The 17,422-nt window shown below is 44.7% G+C and carries 14 protein-coding genes and 4 riboswitches; of the genes, 9 read left to right on the top strand and 5 right to left on the bottom strand.

Going from position 1 to position 17,422, the window contains the following annotated elements; translation table 11 throughout:
- The first annotated feature begins 392 nt into the window (after window positions 1-392).
- Together ACN6MW_RS07265 and ACN6MW_RS07260 are read left to right on the top strand one after the other, a co-directional pair.
- Entirely contained in the window at window positions 393-926 is a 534-nt protein-coding gene (locus ACN6MW_RS07265) for a cupin domain-containing protein (protein ID WP_419874863.1), read from the top strand.
- A gap of 109 nt (window positions 927-1,035) precedes the next feature.
- The gene (locus ACN6MW_RS07260; protein WP_419874862.1) at window positions 1,036-2,001 is read left to right on the top strand and encodes an ATP-binding protein; all 966 of its coding nucleotides are present in this window, start codon (window positions 1,036-1,038) and stop codon (window positions 1,999-2,001) included.
- Between the two features lie 111 nt (window positions 2,002-2,112).
- Here the strand turns inward: ACN6MW_RS07260 and ACN6MW_RS07255 are convergent, their stop codons facing one another.
- From ACN6MW_RS07255 to ACN6MW_RS07240, 4 genes are read right to left on the bottom strand one after another with little or no spacing between them, the layout of a single operon-like run.
- Entirely contained in the window at window positions 2,113-2,910 is a 798-nt protein-coding gene (locus tag ACN6MW_RS07255) for an ABC transporter permease subunit (protein WP_419874861.1), read from the bottom strand.
- A gap of 18 nt (window positions 2,911-2,928) precedes the next feature.
- Entirely contained in the window at window positions 2,929-3,726 is a 798-nt protein-coding gene (locus ACN6MW_RS07250; protein WP_419874860.1) for an ABC transporter permease subunit, read from the bottom strand.
- A 6-nt stretch (window positions 3,727-3,732) separates the two neighbouring features.
- Entirely contained in the window at window positions 3,733-4,617 is an 885-nt protein-coding gene (locus tag ACN6MW_RS07245) for an ABC transporter ATP-binding protein (protein ID WP_419874859.1), read from the bottom strand.
- A gap of 48 nt (window positions 4,618-4,665) precedes the next feature.
- Complete coding sequence (locus ACN6MW_RS07240; RefSeq protein ID WP_419874858.1) at window positions 4,666-5,091, bottom strand: hypothetical protein; 426 nt, start codon at window positions 5,089-5,091, stop codon at window positions 4,666-4,668.
- Window positions 5,092-5,098: 7 nt separating this feature from the next.
- Window positions 5,099-5,259, bottom strand: a riboswitch (cyclic di-AMP (ydaO/yuaA leader).
- 396 nt (window positions 5,260-5,655) lie between these two features.
- A riboswitch (cyclic di-AMP (ydaO/yuaA leader) is annotated at window positions 5,656-5,856 on the top strand.
- A gap of 90 nt (window positions 5,857-5,946) precedes the next feature.
- Window positions 5,947-6,113, top strand: a riboswitch (cyclic di-AMP (ydaO/yuaA leader).
- A gap of 169 nt (window positions 6,114-6,282) precedes the next feature.
- Between ACN6MW_RS07240 and ACN6MW_RS07235 the strand changes: the two genes are divergently transcribed.
- The 7 genes from ACN6MW_RS07235 to ACN6MW_RS07205 all read left to right on the top strand — a co-directional run bounded on the left by ACN6MW_RS07235 (window position 6,283) and on the right by ACN6MW_RS07205 (window position 16,109).
- A complete protein-coding gene (locus ACN6MW_RS07235) occupies window positions 6,283-6,687 on the top strand; it encodes a hypothetical protein (RefSeq protein WP_419874857.1) in 405 nt (134 codons plus the stop codon).
- 123 nt (window positions 6,688-6,810) lie between these two features.
- A complete protein-coding gene (kdpF, locus tag ACN6MW_RS07230) occupies window positions 6,811-6,888 on the top strand; it encodes a K(+)-transporting ATPase subunit F (RefSeq protein ID WP_419876291.1) in 78 nt (25 codons plus the stop codon).
- 16 nt (window positions 6,889-6,904) lie between these two features.
- Window positions 6,905-8,584, top strand: a complete 1,680-nt coding sequence (gene kdpA / locus ACN6MW_RS07225; protein WP_419874856.1) for a potassium-transporting ATPase subunit KdpA — start codon at window positions 6,905-6,907, stop codon at window positions 8,582-8,584.
- An 18-nt stretch (window positions 8,585-8,602) separates the two neighbouring features.
- A complete protein-coding gene (gene kdpB / locus ACN6MW_RS07220) occupies window positions 8,603-10,636 on the top strand; it encodes a potassium-transporting ATPase subunit KdpB (RefSeq protein ID WP_419876290.1) in 2,034 nt (677 codons plus the stop codon).
- A 30-nt stretch (window positions 10,637-10,666) separates the two neighbouring features.
- Window positions 10,667-11,275, top strand: a complete 609-nt coding sequence (gene kdpC, locus ACN6MW_RS07215) for a potassium-transporting ATPase subunit KdpC (protein ID WP_419874855.1) — start codon at window positions 10,667-10,669, stop codon at window positions 11,273-11,275.
- 72 nt (window positions 11,276-11,347) lie between these two features.
- Window positions 11,348-13,666, top strand: a complete 2,319-nt coding sequence (locus ACN6MW_RS07210; RefSeq protein WP_419874854.1) for a histidine kinase — start codon at window positions 11,348-11,350, stop codon at window positions 13,664-13,666.
- 296 nt (window positions 13,667-13,962) lie between these two features.
- A riboswitch (cyclic di-AMP (ydaO/yuaA leader) is annotated at window positions 13,963-14,144 on the top strand.
- A 141-nt stretch (window positions 14,145-14,285) separates the two neighbouring features.
- Entirely contained in the window at window positions 14,286-16,109 is a 1,824-nt protein-coding gene (locus ACN6MW_RS07205; RefSeq protein ID WP_419874853.1) for an APC family permease, read from the top strand.
- A 126-nt stretch (window positions 16,110-16,235) separates the two neighbouring features.
- Here the strand turns inward: ACN6MW_RS07205 and ACN6MW_RS07200 are convergent, their stop codons facing one another.
- On the bottom strand, window positions 16,236-17,354 hold the full coding sequence (locus ACN6MW_RS07200; RefSeq protein WP_419874852.1) for a TolB family protein: 1,119 nt from the start codon (window positions 17,352-17,354) through the stop codon (window positions 16,236-16,238).
- Window positions 17,355-17,422 lie beyond the last annotated feature (68 nt).

The following is a 17,422-nucleotide window of genomic DNA, read 5'->3' as shown; positions in this document are numbered from 1 at the left end:
TAGCCTAAACACTCCAATCTACGAACGGCATACTTTACAATAGATTGTTGCTTCTGCCTATCAAAGTAATCTTCACCAAGGTCTACGGGAACGATAGTTCAATTAACATCAGAAGAGGGCTGCCGACATCATTAGGTCGACAGCCCTCTTTTTTATTTCCAGGCTCAAGCACTTTTCATCACTTATAACAACGATGTGCGCAAATTCCTCAGTACATCATTGATAACAGTCATAATTTCGTTTTATTGAGTGTCATTGAACTAACTGACAGATAGGTTATCAATTGTTTGATTTGTTCATGTCGTTTTTAGGTTCTTGCCTATTTTTGCAATTTTAATTCCTTTAAGTAGGTAACTGCATAGGATAAATGAAATCATGAAGGGAGAATGAATATGTACCGTAAATCAACTTTTCACTATCAATGGTCTAATCCTTTCCATAACAGCATGAATAACAACATTTGGGATAAAAATTGGAATGCTCATTATTACAATTGGTCCAGTAACAACTGGAGATACATCGAATTAGGAGATTATGGACCAAGACCATTTGTAGTTAATATTGACCAAGCTACTAAGCAAAACAATACTTACCGCACTGCTTTATGGACAGGGAAACACTTTCAAGTGACTCTGATGAGTATTAATGTTGGAGATGACATCGGTTTAGAAGTCCATCCGACAACTGATCAATTCATTCGTATTGAAGAAGGCCAGGGACTTGTTCAGATGGGTGATAGCAATGATAAATTAGATTTTCAAGTAATGGCTTACGATGACTATGCAATTATGATACCCGCTGGAAAATGGCACAATGTAACCAATACAGGTAATACGCCACTTAAAATTTACGTTATCTATGCGCCTCCTGAGCATCCATATGGTACAGTTCAAGAAACAAAAGCAATTGCCATGTCTGCTGAATAAGATCAACATTACTAATGGATCGAGTGAAAAATTATTGAGGGGGATGAAATTATCTCTCAAAAGTATTGTTAACGGGTACATTAGTCCTATGAAGGACTCTATACAAACGATGAAGGAGCTGCCGCTGCAGCTCCTTTTACATCTTCACAAAATACTATGTAATCACCATCGTGCTGTTGCAGTTCTTGATTTACAAGGCCGCCTTTTGGCAGTAAATAAGAAATTTGAGGAATTGCATCGGTGGAAACATGAGGAAATTGTTGGGGAAATCATTCCTATGATTCCTGAGGAATCTCGGGAGGGAATTTTTCAAATGTTACAGCGAATAGTTCATGGGGAAGAAATATCTGGTATCGAAATTAGTATGTTACGTAAAAACGGCAGTTCTTTCTTTGCAAATGTATCTGTCTTTCCTTTGAAAAATGAAATGGGTGAGATTATTGCCTTTGTCGGAAAACTTGCGGCAGGTATAGCACATGAAATACGGAATCCTTTGACCGCTATTAAAGGCTTTATGCAATTATTGAAAGAAAGAAACACAAATTATGTCGATATTATGTTGGTTGAAATTGAACGAATTAATAATATCGTAAATGAGTTTATGAGCTTGGCAAAACCCCATAATATTAATTTTGTGAGAATAAATTTGAACAAACTCATTGAGGATGTTGTTTTATTTATGCGACCTCAAGCTCATTTGCATGGAGTGGCAATGATAGTTGATTTTACCGTTGACATTAATGAATTCAAATGTGAGCCTAACCAACTTAAACAATTATTTATAAACATTATAAAAAATGCTATTGAAGCAATGCCAAATGGCGGCGTTGTTACCTTATTTGTAAATCGTGATGGGGATGGAAATGTTAGTATTAAAGTAACGGATGAAGGACAAGGAATACCAGAGGATGGTTTGGCTAGATTGGGAGAACCATTTTATTCAGGGAAAGAAAATGGAACTGGCTTAGGTATAGTTATATGTCACCGTATTGTTGAGGCACACAAAGGGACATTGTCATTCAAAAGCAAATTACAGCAAGGTACTACGGTAGAAATTAATTTTCCAAACGATTGAAAATACTGTTGCGAATGATTGATCAACCCGCTCCGGCTTACAAAGCTGGAACGGGTTGTATTTCATTGTCAATAGATGCAGTAAATGCGGCTCATATATGGACTCATGAAATTACAACCTTAAATCTCTTTTTTTGAAACATTTAAAGGTTACTAAGGTTAATGCAGCAATCAGTACCACTGACAATATAATGAAGACTGCCTCTAAGCCTCCGCCATACATCACATTCTTTGCTTCGAAATATTTAAACGGGGAAAGATAATTCAGGTTTTCGAATTGATCATTTAAGTCGATTGCTATTGATAATATATAGGTGATCAATAGAATCCCTGTAGAAAGGGAAGCCGCCTTCTTCGGATTTTTATTGACGGCCGCCGTCGCTGATCCGATGACCAGAAACAAGACCTGCAAAATAAACATTCCCGCCATGGTGATTGAGATATCGCCAGCTACGGATTCGCCTTTGCTGTATTTCACGACCAGGGAGATGGAGGTAATCAGCGAAACGATGTTAAAGATCAGGAGATTTGCAAGAGAAGCCATGAATTTTGATAAAATCACTTTGTTTCTTGAAACGGGTTTGACGAACAAAAATTCCGCCGTTTTATCCCGTTCTTCCTTAGCGATAATATTAGCGCCAAGCATCGTGGCATGTATCGTTCCCATTAAAACCAAATAGACAAAGATAACGCCGTAATATCCGCTAGCCTTCGATAGATCGAGCGTTCCGATCCCCATGATGGCTTGCAAAGATTTAGGCATGCTCTCCATTAAATCGTTCATCGATTGGCCAGAGGACGATAACCCGGCATATTTCCCCATGCTGGAGGTAACTAAGAATAGGATTCCGATACTCCAGAAAATGAGAGATTTCTTGTATGCTTTCATTTCGATCCAAAAGATATTCATTCCAATTCCTCCCCACAATTAAACCGAGTGGATATCCTTCCTGATGTAAACGATATAGCTAATAACCAGTGAAATGACGACAATTCCTGCTCCAGCGAGCACGAAAGAGGTGTCATAGCTGGAAGTTCTTGAGATATCGGCCGTGTCAAAATATTTAAAGGGAGATAAATATCTTTTTGTTTCTTCGTCGCTTGTCGATAAGAGCATACCGATGATGAAAAATGTAAACACGGTTCCAAGAGATACAGTCAATACGGATTTTATTTTCCGAGCGATGACCGAAATGAGAATGCCCAAGGCAAGAAAAATAAGCTGAACGAAAAACAGCGTAACGGATATCATGAAAAAAGTTTTAGTACTGTACTCTTCCGTTTTCATCTGGGACAACATCATGCCGGCTGCAGCTAAAAAGACCACATTCGTAGCAACTAACGATGTCAATGCCGCCAAAATCTTGGCCGTTAATATCGTGGTTCGCGATACAGGCTTTGTCATAAGAAAATCCGCCGTTTTGTCTCGTATTTCCTTGGAAATGATGGACGTACCTACATTCATTCCTTGAATGGCCCCGCAAAGCGATAAATAGAGAAAGATATAGGAATAGAATCCCAGCAGGGACCCGAGGTTCTCCACTTCAAGACCGATCGCTTTCCGCACAGCTTCCGGATAACCTTCCAAGAGCTTTTTGAACGAATCGATATCTCCTGCAATAGAAGGATACATGGACATGAACAAGACGAGCAGGGCTGCTAATGAAACGGACCAAATTAACGTTGATTTTTTATAAAAGTTTAATTCATGAAGAAAAATATTCATCGCTGGTCAGACCTCCTTTTCGTAGTAGTGCATAAAGATCTCCTCGAGGTCCGGCTCTTCAATCCATAGGTTTGCGATTTCGACTTCGGCTATCTTTTTCATGACGATATTAATATCGCCTCTGAATAAGAAGCTTACCGAATGATCCGCCACGTTAAGATTATCCACGCCGGCTATGTTGAAGAAATCCTGTTCTGCTGTTTCTTTTGTTTCGATTTTGAATTTTTTATAATTGTTTTCTTTTAACGTGCTGATCTTTTCGACCGTGACGATTTTGCCTTCCTTTATGATGGCGACCCGATCGCATAAACGCTGAACCTCGCTCAAAATATGAGATGAAAACAAGATCGTTGCGCCCTTTTTATTCTCTTCCAAAAGCAGATCGAAGAATCTTTGCTGCATCAGCGGATCAAGGCCGCTGGTCGGCTCATCTAGTATGATTAATTTGGGTTCATGCAGCAGTCCCTGGACAATCCCGACTTTCTTTTTGTTGCCGAGCGATAAGTCGTCGATTTTCTTCTTTAAATCAAGATCCATAATCTCTGCCAGTTCTTTGATTCTTTTGCCGCAATCCTTCTTGTAAAAGCTTGCCGAGTATTTTAAGAGGTCGATCACCTTCATATTGTCATAATAGAAAACCTCCGAAGGCAAATAACCTACTTGCTTGGCAATTTCGGGTGCAAACTCGATGCAGTCCTTGCCGAAGATTTCGGCCTTGCCGCTTGTCGGGTAAATCAGGGACAATAAAGTTCTGATCGTCGTCGATTTCCCAGCTCCGTTCGGACCGATAAATCCGAAAATTTCGCCTTCTTCTACATGAAAGCTGACATTTGTGATTCCTCTTGCATTCCCGTAGGATTTGGTCAAGTTATTGATATTAATAACTTTCAAGGTAAAACCTCCTCGTATGATGAGTGGGTAAGGAGAAAACGTTGGTTTTTAAAATAAAGATACGTAAGCGACAGCTCGTTCTAGAAGAACAGATTCTTCTGCTTGGTACTCTTGATAATTAGGAGAGGTTTGCTGTATGCCTTTTCGCTTAGCCGCATCGAAAAACAAACGATAAATTCGCTCATCCTTAATGGCTTTATCATGATAACGATCTGTAAAAATGGTTTGGTGCTTAATCCCGATAAAACGAAGAAGCAGGCTACTCCAGTTGATCCAGTCGAGAGGTTTCTCGGATCTGCTAATAAATAATTCACTCCAACCGTGACCCAAATTGCTTGTAATACGAAGACGAACTAGAAAACCAGAGGAGTCAGCTTCGAAAGCGGGGATGACAAAAACCTCGATTCTTTTAATACACATAGAAGAAAGCTGTTCATCCAAACAAGGTAAAGGGACTGCAGATTGTGTCAACATAAATAAAATCTCTCCTCCGTTCGCTTACGAGGTTAGCTGACGGATTCGGACTAGAGAGCTGCCCTACCGGAGGCATAAGCTCCGGATTCACCCCATGCAAACGTACAATGCTGCCGCCCGCGGTGGGTTCCCCCATTTTTTCATCGAAAAATTCAGCGATAATCGTTTGCCTTAGTCGGCTTGCCGTCTATAGTAAACCTGCAGCCATCTTTTGTAAAACATAGGTTTTTGGGGATTTGACGCCATATTGTCATTTATTAAGTAATACGATCATTTCATACGCTAAAAAAGGCTTATTCTTCGAAAATCACGCTGATGCTTACTCATTCTCTTAATTAAAGAAATCAGTTTATTTGATAAGTATTTCAGTATAGAGGCCTCTGTCATGATTATTGAAAACGAGAGATATACGTAGAAATAGTGAGATATATCAATGTAGCAATTGATGAAAGCGTTAACGACAGCTCTAGAGTGTCTGTAATAACTTGATTTGACCTGTGAGGCCTCTTTACAGCAGGTTTAGCGAGGAGTAAGATTCGATACAGGATTTATAAATAAGTTTCGATTGACTGATCGCTGAGTTTCCGTGAAGGCGGAAAGCGGGGGAACCAAATGTTAGGCAGTGCGCATGTTCGATGTGAGAGTCGGATGGCTGCATTGCAGGGGTGAATCTTTGACCCGGCACCATGGATGCCAGGCAAAGTAGGGCGACTCTCACCGCCCGAATCCGTCAGCTAACCTCGTAAGCGTGGATCGAGAGAGGAATGATGAAGCTTGTGATCGATTAATTTCGACCGCAGAGTCATATGCCTCTGCGGTTTTTTGCTGTCCAAAACAGGGGTAGCTGGTAAGAAAGGATCTAAAACGCTGAGTCCTGCAGCAGCAGGAGCGGGGGAACCAACGAGCGTTCGTGTGCAATACGAATCGTCTCATGGGGTGAATCACTTGGTCTTTGCCAAGCGTAGGGCGACTCTCACGCCCGAATCCGACAGCTAACCTCGTAAGCGTACTCGAGAGAGGCAACAACCATCGCGCTACCTGCGGCTTTATTATGCAAAGCGAGCTTTGCCGTCAAATGACGGTATAAGCCGTTTATGCTCGGCTGCGGGTCAAGAAGCTGCGGGGAAAGTTCCTCTTTTCCTAAGGCTTCTTTTTTGTTGCCTTTTTTTCAAATTTTGGAGGCGAACCACTTTGGAAAATGAGCATATTATTGTCGCCGGCCTAAACGAATCCGGCAAATCATTCATAAGAATTTTGGAGTTCCGCGAGCTTCCTTTCATGGTGCTGACCAACAGCAAGCAAGAGGAGAGGCTGCTCCGGAGACAAGGAATAGTTAATGTACTCTACGTGAATACGAATAATAGAAAAAGTTGGAATATTCCGCCTTTTTTCATTCGTGAGGTTTATATTTTTGAGAGCAGTTTCGCGCTGAGCTGCCGTTTTGTACAGTGCTGTAGGGCCTGGACGTCGAAGTCCATTTATGTGATTACGCAGCAATGGAATCCGCGGGCCATTTACAAAGGTCTTGGAGCGGATCATATCGTGTATTCGCAAAACGGCGAGGTTGGATTTTTATTAAACAGAAGCAGGAAATGATGCAGGAGGAATTCCCATGGCAGATGTTTATATGATTATTGTCTTATTAGCATGCTTTGCTTTGTTTTACGGTTTTTTGACTTGGTGCGGCAATGTCATTGAGCAATCGGGAGGCGATAACGAATGATTATTGTGGCCATTCTGGCGTTGTTCGTGTTCGTCTATTTGATCTATGCCTTAATTAATCCGGAAAAATTTTAGCCCAGGAGGAATTACGATGGATATTTTACAGCTGTTGGTAGTCATTGCAGTTCTCGTCCTGCTGGTTAAGCCGCTAGGTACGTACGTCTACCATGTGTTCTCGAATGAACAGAATCGTTTGGACAAAGTTTACGGAGGCACGGAACGGTTCATTTACAAGCTTATCGGCTTAAAACGGCGTGAGGGTATGAGCTGGAAGGTATACACGCTAAGCTTTATTGCGACAAATATCGTTCTGGTAGCGTTCAGCTATCTGATTCTGCGGGTGCAAAATGCGCTGCCGTTCAATCCGAACGCGATGGGCAGCATGGAGCCAACGCTTGCCTTCAATACCGTTATCAGCTTTATGACGAATACAAACCTGCAGCATTATAGCGGGGAAAGTGCCTTATCGTATTTCTCGCAAATGGCGGTCATCATGATGATGATGTTCACCTCCGCGGCAACAGGCTTCTCTGCGGCCATCGCATTTGTTCGCGGAATAACGAGTAAAGGCAAAACGATCGGTAACTTCTTTGAGGATTTCGTTAAGGCGCACACGAGAATATTTCTTCCTATTTCCTTTATTATTACACTTGTGCTCGTTGCGCTTCAGGTGCCGCAAACGCTCGATCCGACGTTAACGGTCAAGACGCTGGAAGGCGCAATGCAGCAAATTGCGATCGGGCCTGTAGCTTCGCTGGAATCGATCAAGCATTTGGGAACGAACGGCGGCGGCTTTTTTGGCGTCAACTCGGCCCATCCGTTTGAGAATCCGAATCCACTCACTAACGTAATTGAAATTTTATGTATGTGGGCACTGCCTGCTGCGTTGCCTTACACGTTCGGGCTATTCGCTAAGAACAAAAAGCAAGGCTGGGTTATTTTCTCAGCGATGATGTGCCTGTTCCTCGTCTTCCTGAGCGTTGCCTATACATCGGAGAAGGTCGGAAGCCCGGCGATGAACGCTCTTGGCATCGACGCTTCGCAAGGCAGCATGGAAGGCAAGGAGGTTCGCTTCGGTATCGCGCAATCCGCGCTGTTCACGACGGTGACTGCGGCCGCAACGACCGGCACCGTGAACAATATGCATGATACGCTTACTCCGCTTGGCGGTTTAGTACCGCTCGCGGAAATGATGCTCAATGTTGTTTTCGGCGGCAAAGGCGTCGGGCTTATCAATATGCTCATGTATGCGATATTGGCTGTATTTATATGCGGGCTTATGGTCGGCAGGACGCCGGAGTTTCTTGGGCGCAAAATAGAACCGCGTGAAATGAAGCTGATTGCGATAGCCATATTGGCTCATCCTTTCATTATATTAGTGCCGACTGCGATCGCCTTCATGAGCGATCTAGGAACCGTCGCGATAACAAATCCAGGGTTCCACGGCATCAGTCAGGTGCTCTACGAATATACGTCATCGGCAGCGAACAATGGTTCCGGCTTTGAAGGATTGGGCGATAATACGCCTTTCTGGAATATTAGCACGGGGCTCGTCATGCTGTTCGGCCGCTATATTTCCATGATCGCAATGCTGGCCGTTGCGGGTTCGCTTGTACGCAAACTGCCGGTGCCAGAGACAATTGGCACGTTCCGTACAGATAATGCGCTGTATACGGGCTTACTAATTGGTACGGTTCTTTTAATTGGCGCTTTAACTTTCTTACCGGTTATCGTTCTTGGACCGGTTGCAGAATATTTGACACTCCGTTAACGGATGAGGTGAACGATGATGAGTAGAAAAGAGAAAAATAAAACGTTGTCATCCGCTGCGGTGAAGCGTGCGATAATGGACAGCTTTGTTAAATTAAATCCGGTTACCATGATGAAAAATCCCGTCATGTTCGTCGTCGAGGTCGGCACGGTCATCGTGCTGCTGATGGCGTTATTCCCGAATTATTTTGACTCGCAAGACCGCATTGGCTTTAATGTAACGGTATTCTTTATCCTATTGTTTACGGTATTGTTCGCGAATTTCGCGGAAGCGATAGCGGAAGGCCGTGGCAAAGCGCAGGCTGATTCACTTAAGAAGTCGAAGCAGGAAATGACGGCTAATAAGTTAATGGGCAACTCGATTACCGTTATTTCATCGACGGAGCTTCGCAAGGGCGATATCGTTGTCGTGTCCCAAGGCGAAATGATTCCAGGCGATGGAGAGGTAATCGAAGGGTTGGCTTCCGTGGATGAGTCGGCCATTACGGGCGAGTCAGCCCCGGTTATTAAGGAAGCCGGCGGCGACTTCAGCTCCGTAACTGGCGGAACGAGAGTCGAGAGTGACCGGATTACAGTGAGGATGACGAGCGAGCCTGGACAATCGTTTATCGACCGGATGATCGCATTAGTAGAAGGTGCGAAGCGGCAAAAAACGCCGAATGAGATTGCGCTTAATACGCTCCTGACCAGTTTGACGATTATTTTCCTAATCGTAGTCGTGACATTGGCTCCAATTGCTAATTATCTCGATATTGAACTAGAGGTTCCGGTCTTGATTGCATTGCTCGTTTGTCTTATTCCGACAACAATCGGCGGATTGTTATCGGCAATCGGCATTGCGGGAATGGACCGGGTTACGAAGTTCAACGTGCTTGCAATGTCGGGTAAAGCGGTCGAAGCGGCCGGGGACATTAATACGATGATCCTGGATAAAACGGGAACGATCACCTTCGGCAACCGGATGGCAAGCGAGCTTGTTCCGATTGGAGGAAATTCCATCGATCAGCTGTCGGAATGGGCAGCTATCAGCTCGATTAAGGACGAGACGCCCGAAGGCCGGTCTGTGCTCGAGTGGATGAAGAAGCAAGGCAAGAGCTATGATGCAACGATAGCGGGCGGCGGCGAGTTTGTAGAGTTCAAGGCAGAGACGCGGATGAGCGGCATCGACCTGAAGGATGGCCGACACGTACGTAAGGGAGCGGTCGATGCGGTTAAGAAATGGGTAGCCGCACAAGGCGGGGAAATTCCGTCCGATCTAGAGCAGGTATCGAACACGATTTCGAAATTAGGCGGAACGCCGCTTGCCGTGGCCGTAGACAATAAAATGTTCGGCGTTATTTATTTGAAGGATACCGTTAAGCCGGGGATGAAGGAACGGTTCGATACGCTGCGCGAAATGGGCATCAAAACGATCATGTGTACGGGAGATAATCCGTTAACGGCTGCGACGATTGCTAAGGAAGCGGGCGTTGATGATTTCATAGCGGAGAGCAAGCCTGAAGACAAAATCGCAGTCATTCGCCGCGAGCAGGCGGAAGGCAAGATGGTCGCCATGACCGGCGACGGTACGAATGATGCTCCTGCCCTTGCGCAAGCGGATGTCGGTCTTGCCATGAACAGCGGTACGATCGCGGCTAAGGAAGCAGCGAATATGGTCGATTTGGACTCCGACCCTTCCAAAATCATTGAAGTTGTAGCCATCGGTAAGCAATTGCTTATGACGAGAGGCGCCTTGACAACATTCAGTATCGCCAACGATATTGCCAAATATTTTGCAATCATTCCGGCTATGTTCATGCTCGCTATTCCGGAGATAGGCGCGCTTAATATTATGAATTTGGGCTCTCCATTGTCAGCTGTGCTATCGGCGCTTATTTTCAATGCGATTATTATTCCACTGCTCATTCCGCTAGCGGTTAGAGGCGTGAAGTACACACCAATGAGCGGGGCGCGTCTGCTCAGCCGTAACGTATTCATCTACGGGCTCGGCGGCGTCATTGTTCCTTTCGTCGGCATCAAGCTGATTGACTTGATCGTGCACATTTGGATCTAAATTCATTATTAATGAAAGAAGGCATAAAATATGGAAAGTCAAGCAAAATCAGGCTCTGGTAACGGCTTATCTATCCTTTCGGTTTCCCTACGCATCAGCATCGTGTTCATGATCATTTGCGGCATTCTATATCCGTTAGCAAGTACGGGAGCAGCGCAGCTACTCTTCCCGCATCAGGCAAACGGAAGCTTGCTGAAGAACAGCAGCGGCGAGGTGACGGGTTTTGAGCTCATCGGGCAAAGCTTTACGAATCCGAGCTTCTTCCAAGGCCGCGTGTCGAGTATCGATCATAATGCAGCAGGTTCAGGCTCCAATAACTTTGCGCCGTCCAACCCTGCTTTGATCGAGCGGACGAAAGCATCGATTGAAGAGTGGAAAGCGAACAATCCGGAGGTTCCGATCGATCAGGTTCCGATCGCGCTAATCACGAATTCGGGCTCCGGCCTTGATCCGCACATTACGCCGAAATCAGCGTCGGTTCAAATACCACGAATCAGCAAGCTGACCGGACTTTCGCCAGATGAACTCGAGACGCTCGTTAAGGCGCATACCGAAGGCCGCGATTTGGGAGTATTCGGCGAGGCAAGGGTCAATGTGCTTAAGCTGAATCTTGCGTTAACCGCAAAACTGGGCAATTAACTTTATCACTGCTTGCATGCCCGCCCGTCGCGATGACGGGTGGGCTTCAAGCATTTAGGAGGAGAAGCCGCCGTGGTTCCATTTCGCAGAAAAACACCGGAAGAACTGTTGCTTTCCATCTCCAAGCTTCATAGGGGAAGGTTGAAAATATTAATAGGCGCCGTTAGCGGTTCGGGGAAAACCTATCACATGCTGAAGGAAGGAGCGCAGTTGAAACGGGATGGGATCGATGTCGTCATATGCGCCGTTTCGACGCTGCAAAGGCCTGAAACTCTCGAACAGGTCGGACAGCTTGAGAGAGTAGCGAGCATCCATTGGTGGAAGGACAATCAAGAGCAGAAGGATTTAAATCTGGATGCGCTTATTGAACGAAATCCGGAGGTTGTACTGGTTGACGGACTCGCTCATCGCAATCGTACGGAAGCGAGATTTGGAACACGCTTGGAGGACGTTCTCTTTCTATTAGAGAAAGGGATAAGCGTCATCACGACGATTAATGTATACGAGCTCGAAGGAGCAGATGAGACAGCTTTAAAATGGACGGGCATAAGGGCAGGGTGCACGGTGCCAGCCAATACGCTCGAACTGGCGGATGAGGTCCGCCTTATCGATGTATCTCCGGAGACGATGCTGCAACGGTTCAAAGACGGCATTCTTGGCGATCGTCCAGATCCGGCTATTTCGATGCGAGGAAATTTAGCGGTGCTGCGCGAGCTATCGCTTCGGCTCGTTGCCGAGGGAGTAAACGACTCGCTTGAGAAGCACCGTGAAGAGCTAGGGCTTACCGGACCATCGGGAGCATCAGAACGAATTCTGGTAACAGCGCAATATCATTGGAACGGCTCGTTATATGTGCGCCGAGGTCAGCAAATCGCAAGAAGGTTAAACGGGGATATCGTTGTCGTTTCCTTCGTGAATCCGAAGAAGAGCTTATCTAAGGAAGAGCAAGCCTTCCGAACATCGATTAAGAAACTCACTAAAAAGGTGGAAGGGAAATTCGAGGAGCTTCCGCTGATTAAACGCCGCAGGCTGCCTGCCGCACTTGTCCGGTATTCAGAGGAGCACCACGTGACGCGTATCGTAATGGGCCATTCCAAGCAGAGCAGGTGGGAGCAGCTGTGGCAGGGATCGATTGTCGACGGTGTGCTGCGCAAGCTTAATCAGGTGGACTTGTTTCTGATGGCGGATCGGGCAGAGCATGAGGGCGAACGGATTATGCCGGTCAAGCAAAGAAGAGATTCCGAGAGGGAGCTGTTTCGCAGATTCAGCCCGGAGGAGCGGGAGAGGCAAATCGAAACCATTCGAAGAGGAACATTCCATATTTATATCGGTGCGGCTCCCGGAGTAGGGAAGACGTACACCATGCTTTCGGAAGCGAACGCGCTGCTTCGCAAGGGCATCGATATCGTGATTGGTTTACTTGAGACGCATGGGCGGCATGAAACGCAGAGGCAGATTGGGGACCTACCGCTCATCGAGCAGCAAACGATCGATTACCGCGGGACAATGCTGAAGGAAATGGATGTAGAAGCAATCATTCGCCGTAATCCGGACGTTGTGCTGGTCGATGAGCTTGCCCATACTAACGTGCCGGGGAGCTTGCGGAAGAAACGTTACGAGGATGTTATCCATTTGCTCGAAAAGGGCATTTCGGTTATATCAACGATGAATGTGCAGCATATCGAAAGCTTGAACGACGCGGTTAAGCAAATAACCGGAGTTACCGTTAGAGAAACAGTGCCGGACGCCATCATACGTTTGGCTAATCAAGTGGAGCTTATTGATGTAACACCGCAAATGCTGCAGCAGCGTATGCGCGAAGGTAAAATATACGCGATGGCAAAGGTGGACCAGGCGCTGGGCGCTTTCTTTACGACAGGTAATTTAATTGCGCTGCGAGAGCTCGCTTTGCGGGAAATCGCGGATGATGTTGATGAACGGTTGGAGTCATGGGATCGCAACCAGTCATTACGCGGGCCTCTGCGAAGGAGGGAGGTTATATTCGTAGGCATTGATATACGCTCGAACGCCGAACGGCTCATCCGCCGCGGCTTCCGGCTAGCCTATCGGCTAAAGGCCGAATGGCATGTTCATTACGTGCAAGACGGCTCTCCGTGGACGGAAGAGATGACGGCCAAGAAAGATGCTCTATTGCATTTAACAGAACGGCTTGGGGGAGTATTCGAGATGTCGAAAGCAGAAAGCAGAGCGCATATCGCCGCTACCCTTCTTACGGCTGCCAACCGCACGAAAGCGACGCAGATGATCATCGGACAATCTGATCGGACGTTTTGGCAGTCCTTGCGGTGGGGTAACATGGTTCGCCAACTGCTGCAAACAGGTCGTCACATGGATGTGCTTATAGTAGCGAATCACGTTCCGGATAAGTAAAGCAAAGAAGCTCTCCCACTTGATAATCGATGGGAGTGCTTCTTTTTGCTGTAACACGTTTCACTATTCGTTTCTAATAATCCTGGGAACTGGACTGGGCGACAGAGAGTTTTCTCGAAATAATGAATTTGAAAGCAATATGGTAATAACACGAGATTTGGTAAGTATACAGGGGTTGTAAGCGTTTTTTTGATATCCTTTTTATAATAAATGATGAAACCCAGTTCGATTGGATGTTTTACAAAACTAGTTAGGAAGCGTATTATACAACTTGCATTCTAAATAAATATTGTTTTCAATTCTTATCGCTTAATTTCCGTAAAGGAAAACGGGGGAACCAATTAAGATAGATACTTGAGCATCAGGTATACATCTTATGGGGTGAATCCTATTGTAGACTGTACACGTTACAATTAGGTAGGGCGACTTAACCGTCCGAATCCGACAGCTAACCTCGTAAGCGTTGATTAAGGGAGGGTCGTAACATGTGTTTAAAACACAGGTTCTTACCTGTGTTTTTTGTTTGCCAAAAAAAGCAATGGGATCGTGTGTTTCATTTCATTTTTAGGGTAATTTAAAGTACAGATAGTTTAAAAACAAAAAATTTGGAGTGAAACTAATGCTTTCTTTAAAAAGATTTTTAATCGGACGACCGTTAAAATCAAATGAATTAGGCGAGCAGAAACTTAATAAAACGAAAGCTCTTGCCATTCTTTCTTCAGATGCGTTATCTTCAGTGGCATATGGTCCTGAGCAAATATTGATCGTTTTAATTACAGTGAGTGCCGCAGCGTTTTGGTATTCGGTACCAATCGCAATTGGAGTATTAATTTTGTTATTAGCACTTATTTTGTCATATAGGCAAATCATCTTTGCATATCCGCATGGCGGAGGCGCATATGTGGTGTCAAAAGAAAATCTAGGCAAGTACCCCGGGTTAATAGCCGGAGGTTCTTTGTTGGTTGATTATATTTTAACCGTGGCAGTTAGTGTATCCGCTGGAACGGACGCCATAACTTCCGCTTTTCCAAGCTTGCATGAACATACGGTAATCATAGCTGTACTATTTGTCATTTTCATAACCATCTTGAACTTGCGGGGGGTAACCGAGTCCGCTTCTATTTTAGCTTATCCGGTCTATTTGTTTGTTTTGGCATTGTTCATTCTAATAGGAGCAGGCCTATACAACATAATAACCGGTAATGTTTCTCCCGAATTACATACTTCAATCGGTACACCAGTAGCAGGTATAAGCTTATTTTTGCTCTTAAAAGCATTTGCTTCGGGCAGCTCTGCCTTAACAGGAGTCGAGGCCATTTCGAATGCCATCCCGAACTTTAAAAAACCTGCACCCAATAACGCCGCTAAAACTTTAACGGCGATGGGGCTTTTGCTGGCTTTGTTATTTTCGGGAATCGTATATTTAGCTTATTATTACGGAATTATACCTAACCTCGAGGTAACCGTAGTTTCCCAAATCGCCGAACAGACCTTTGGGCGAAATTTTATGTACTTCTTCATTCAAGGAACAACCGCATTGATTCTTATCCTAGCCGCTAACACAGGATATTCAGCTTTTCCTTTGCTTGCCGTAAATCTTGCTAATGATAAGTTCATACCAAGAATGTTTACGGTTAGAGGCGATCGGCTAGGTTATTCCAATGGCATTATTATGCTAGGCATTTTATCCATTATCTTAATTATTGTGTTTAAAGGTCAAACCGAACATTTAATCCCGCTTTATGCTGTCGGTGTTTTTATTCCTTTCACCCTGTCTCAGACAGGCATGATCTTAAAATGGATTCGTCAAAAACCTAAAGGATGGATTTCAAAACTGATCATTAACGCAGCAGGGGCTCTTATTAGCTTTATCGTCACCATCATGTTTTTCTTAACCAAATTCGTTCAGGTTTGGCCGGTCTTAGTATTTTTACCCCTAATCATTTATGCCTTTCATCGCATTAGAAAGCATTATGAAGCGGTAGCCGACCAATTAAGAACTACAACTTGTGAGCCAACTGTTCCGATAGAGGGAAATATAATCATTCTTCCTGTAGCAGGCATGACACATGTGGTTGAGAATTCGTTAAACTATGCCAAATCGCTCTCAGCCCACCAGATCATTGCGGTTCACATTCCATTTGAAAGAGAAGATGAAGCGACGTTTGAAGAAAAATGGAGCAAGTGGCAGCCTGACGTGAGACTGGTAACTCTACATTCTCCTTATAGAAGCATCATTCAGCCACTGACTAAATTTATTGATACCGTTCAACGCAAGGCGAGTGAATCAAATTACCAAGTTACAGTTGTTATCCCACAGTTCATTCCAAAGAAAGGTTGGCATAACATTCTACACAACCAATCCAGTTTACTGATTCGCGCACACTTGCTGTATCGGAGAAATGTGATTATCACTACTGTACCGTACCATTTAAAAAAATGATCGTCTGATTAAACTAACGAGTAACGATACTGGAAAGAAGCAGATTGCATCGGCAATCTGCTTCTTCATTGAAGTAACGTAACTGGTAACGATTGATGAACATATAAAGAGCAGTTTTAAAGACTTTTATTTTTGTAACGAGTACTTTAAATGGACAATACTGCTGTTATATTGGCTGCCATTCCATTCCGTATATACCAGCGCTTTGCCGGAAGGGCTCCAAGAGGTCGCTGCATTTTCGACATCTACCGCTAACTGGGTGGACTTGCCGGATAACATATCGTAGAGATAAAGCCCTTTGACGGATATTCCGTTTACATCGGCCTTCTGGCTATATGCAATCATCCGCTGATCCAGCGACCATGATACCCCGCCAAGCTCCGTGCCTTCTGCAATCGTTTTTTGATTTCCTCCATTTGCGTCGCAAAGAATCATAACATTTTTGGAGCCGTTTGATTGCAAAACCAGTAGTTGATTCCCATCCGGCGAGGGGACTACCCCGTATACATGGTCAAAATTCAAACTTGTCTTTTCCTTGGTAGCCAGGTTCAGCACCATCAAGGACTCATTTGAATTGGTATTGTAATAAACCTTATCCTTCATTCTTTCAACGATAAACAAAGCTTCCTCATTTAAACCGGCGAGTGGAGCGATGTTCCCTGTTGTGCTTGCCGTATAGGCGCCCCCGCTGTAAGCTGCGCCAATAATCGTTTCTTTATCAGCCCATTTGGCACTGACGGCTCCCCCAATAGGATTGCCAATGATCCCGAATGAATCCAACGTATCCAGGTTCAACACATGATAGACAGGATCGCCTAAATCGAATTCATGATACAGCAAATGCTTTTTATCAGGAGATAAGGCCGCACCTCCCAAAAACACATTATCCTGTTCTTTTAGCAGCTCGTATTGTTTGGTATTTAGATTGTACACATACAAGCTTTTAGGATAGGAATCGGACAATTCTTCCAGCTTCATTTTGTCTAGCGACGTGTTTTCTTTTGAAACGATGACAGTTTCTTCATCCAGCCAGTCCGAAATCTCGACATTATCATAACGCTCTATTTTTTCCACGGATACACCAGGCTCGCCAGCTTCCTTGCCGGCATCATCAATGACCGTTATCGTTTCCCCGGGCTCTTTGATGATCACCCTGTCAGCATCCTCTTCTGAACTGCAGGCTGTAGTGAATGCAAGCAGCGCTATAGCTAACCCCATAATTATCATTTTTGTTTTCTTCATCATGATCGCCTCCTCGATACCTACAATATCAAGAAATTGTTCCGAAAATACAAACGAATGTTTCCAACATG

Origin of the sequence: Pristimantibacillus sp. PTI5 (assembly GCF_048572955.1) — a bacterium.
In the GTDB taxonomy this organism is placed as follows: Bacteria; Bacillota; Bacilli; order Paenibacillales; family Paenibacillaceae; genus Pristimantibacillus.
Note: the sequence above shows the minus strand (reverse complement) of the source record. Positions and strands in the feature narration are given on the sequence as shown.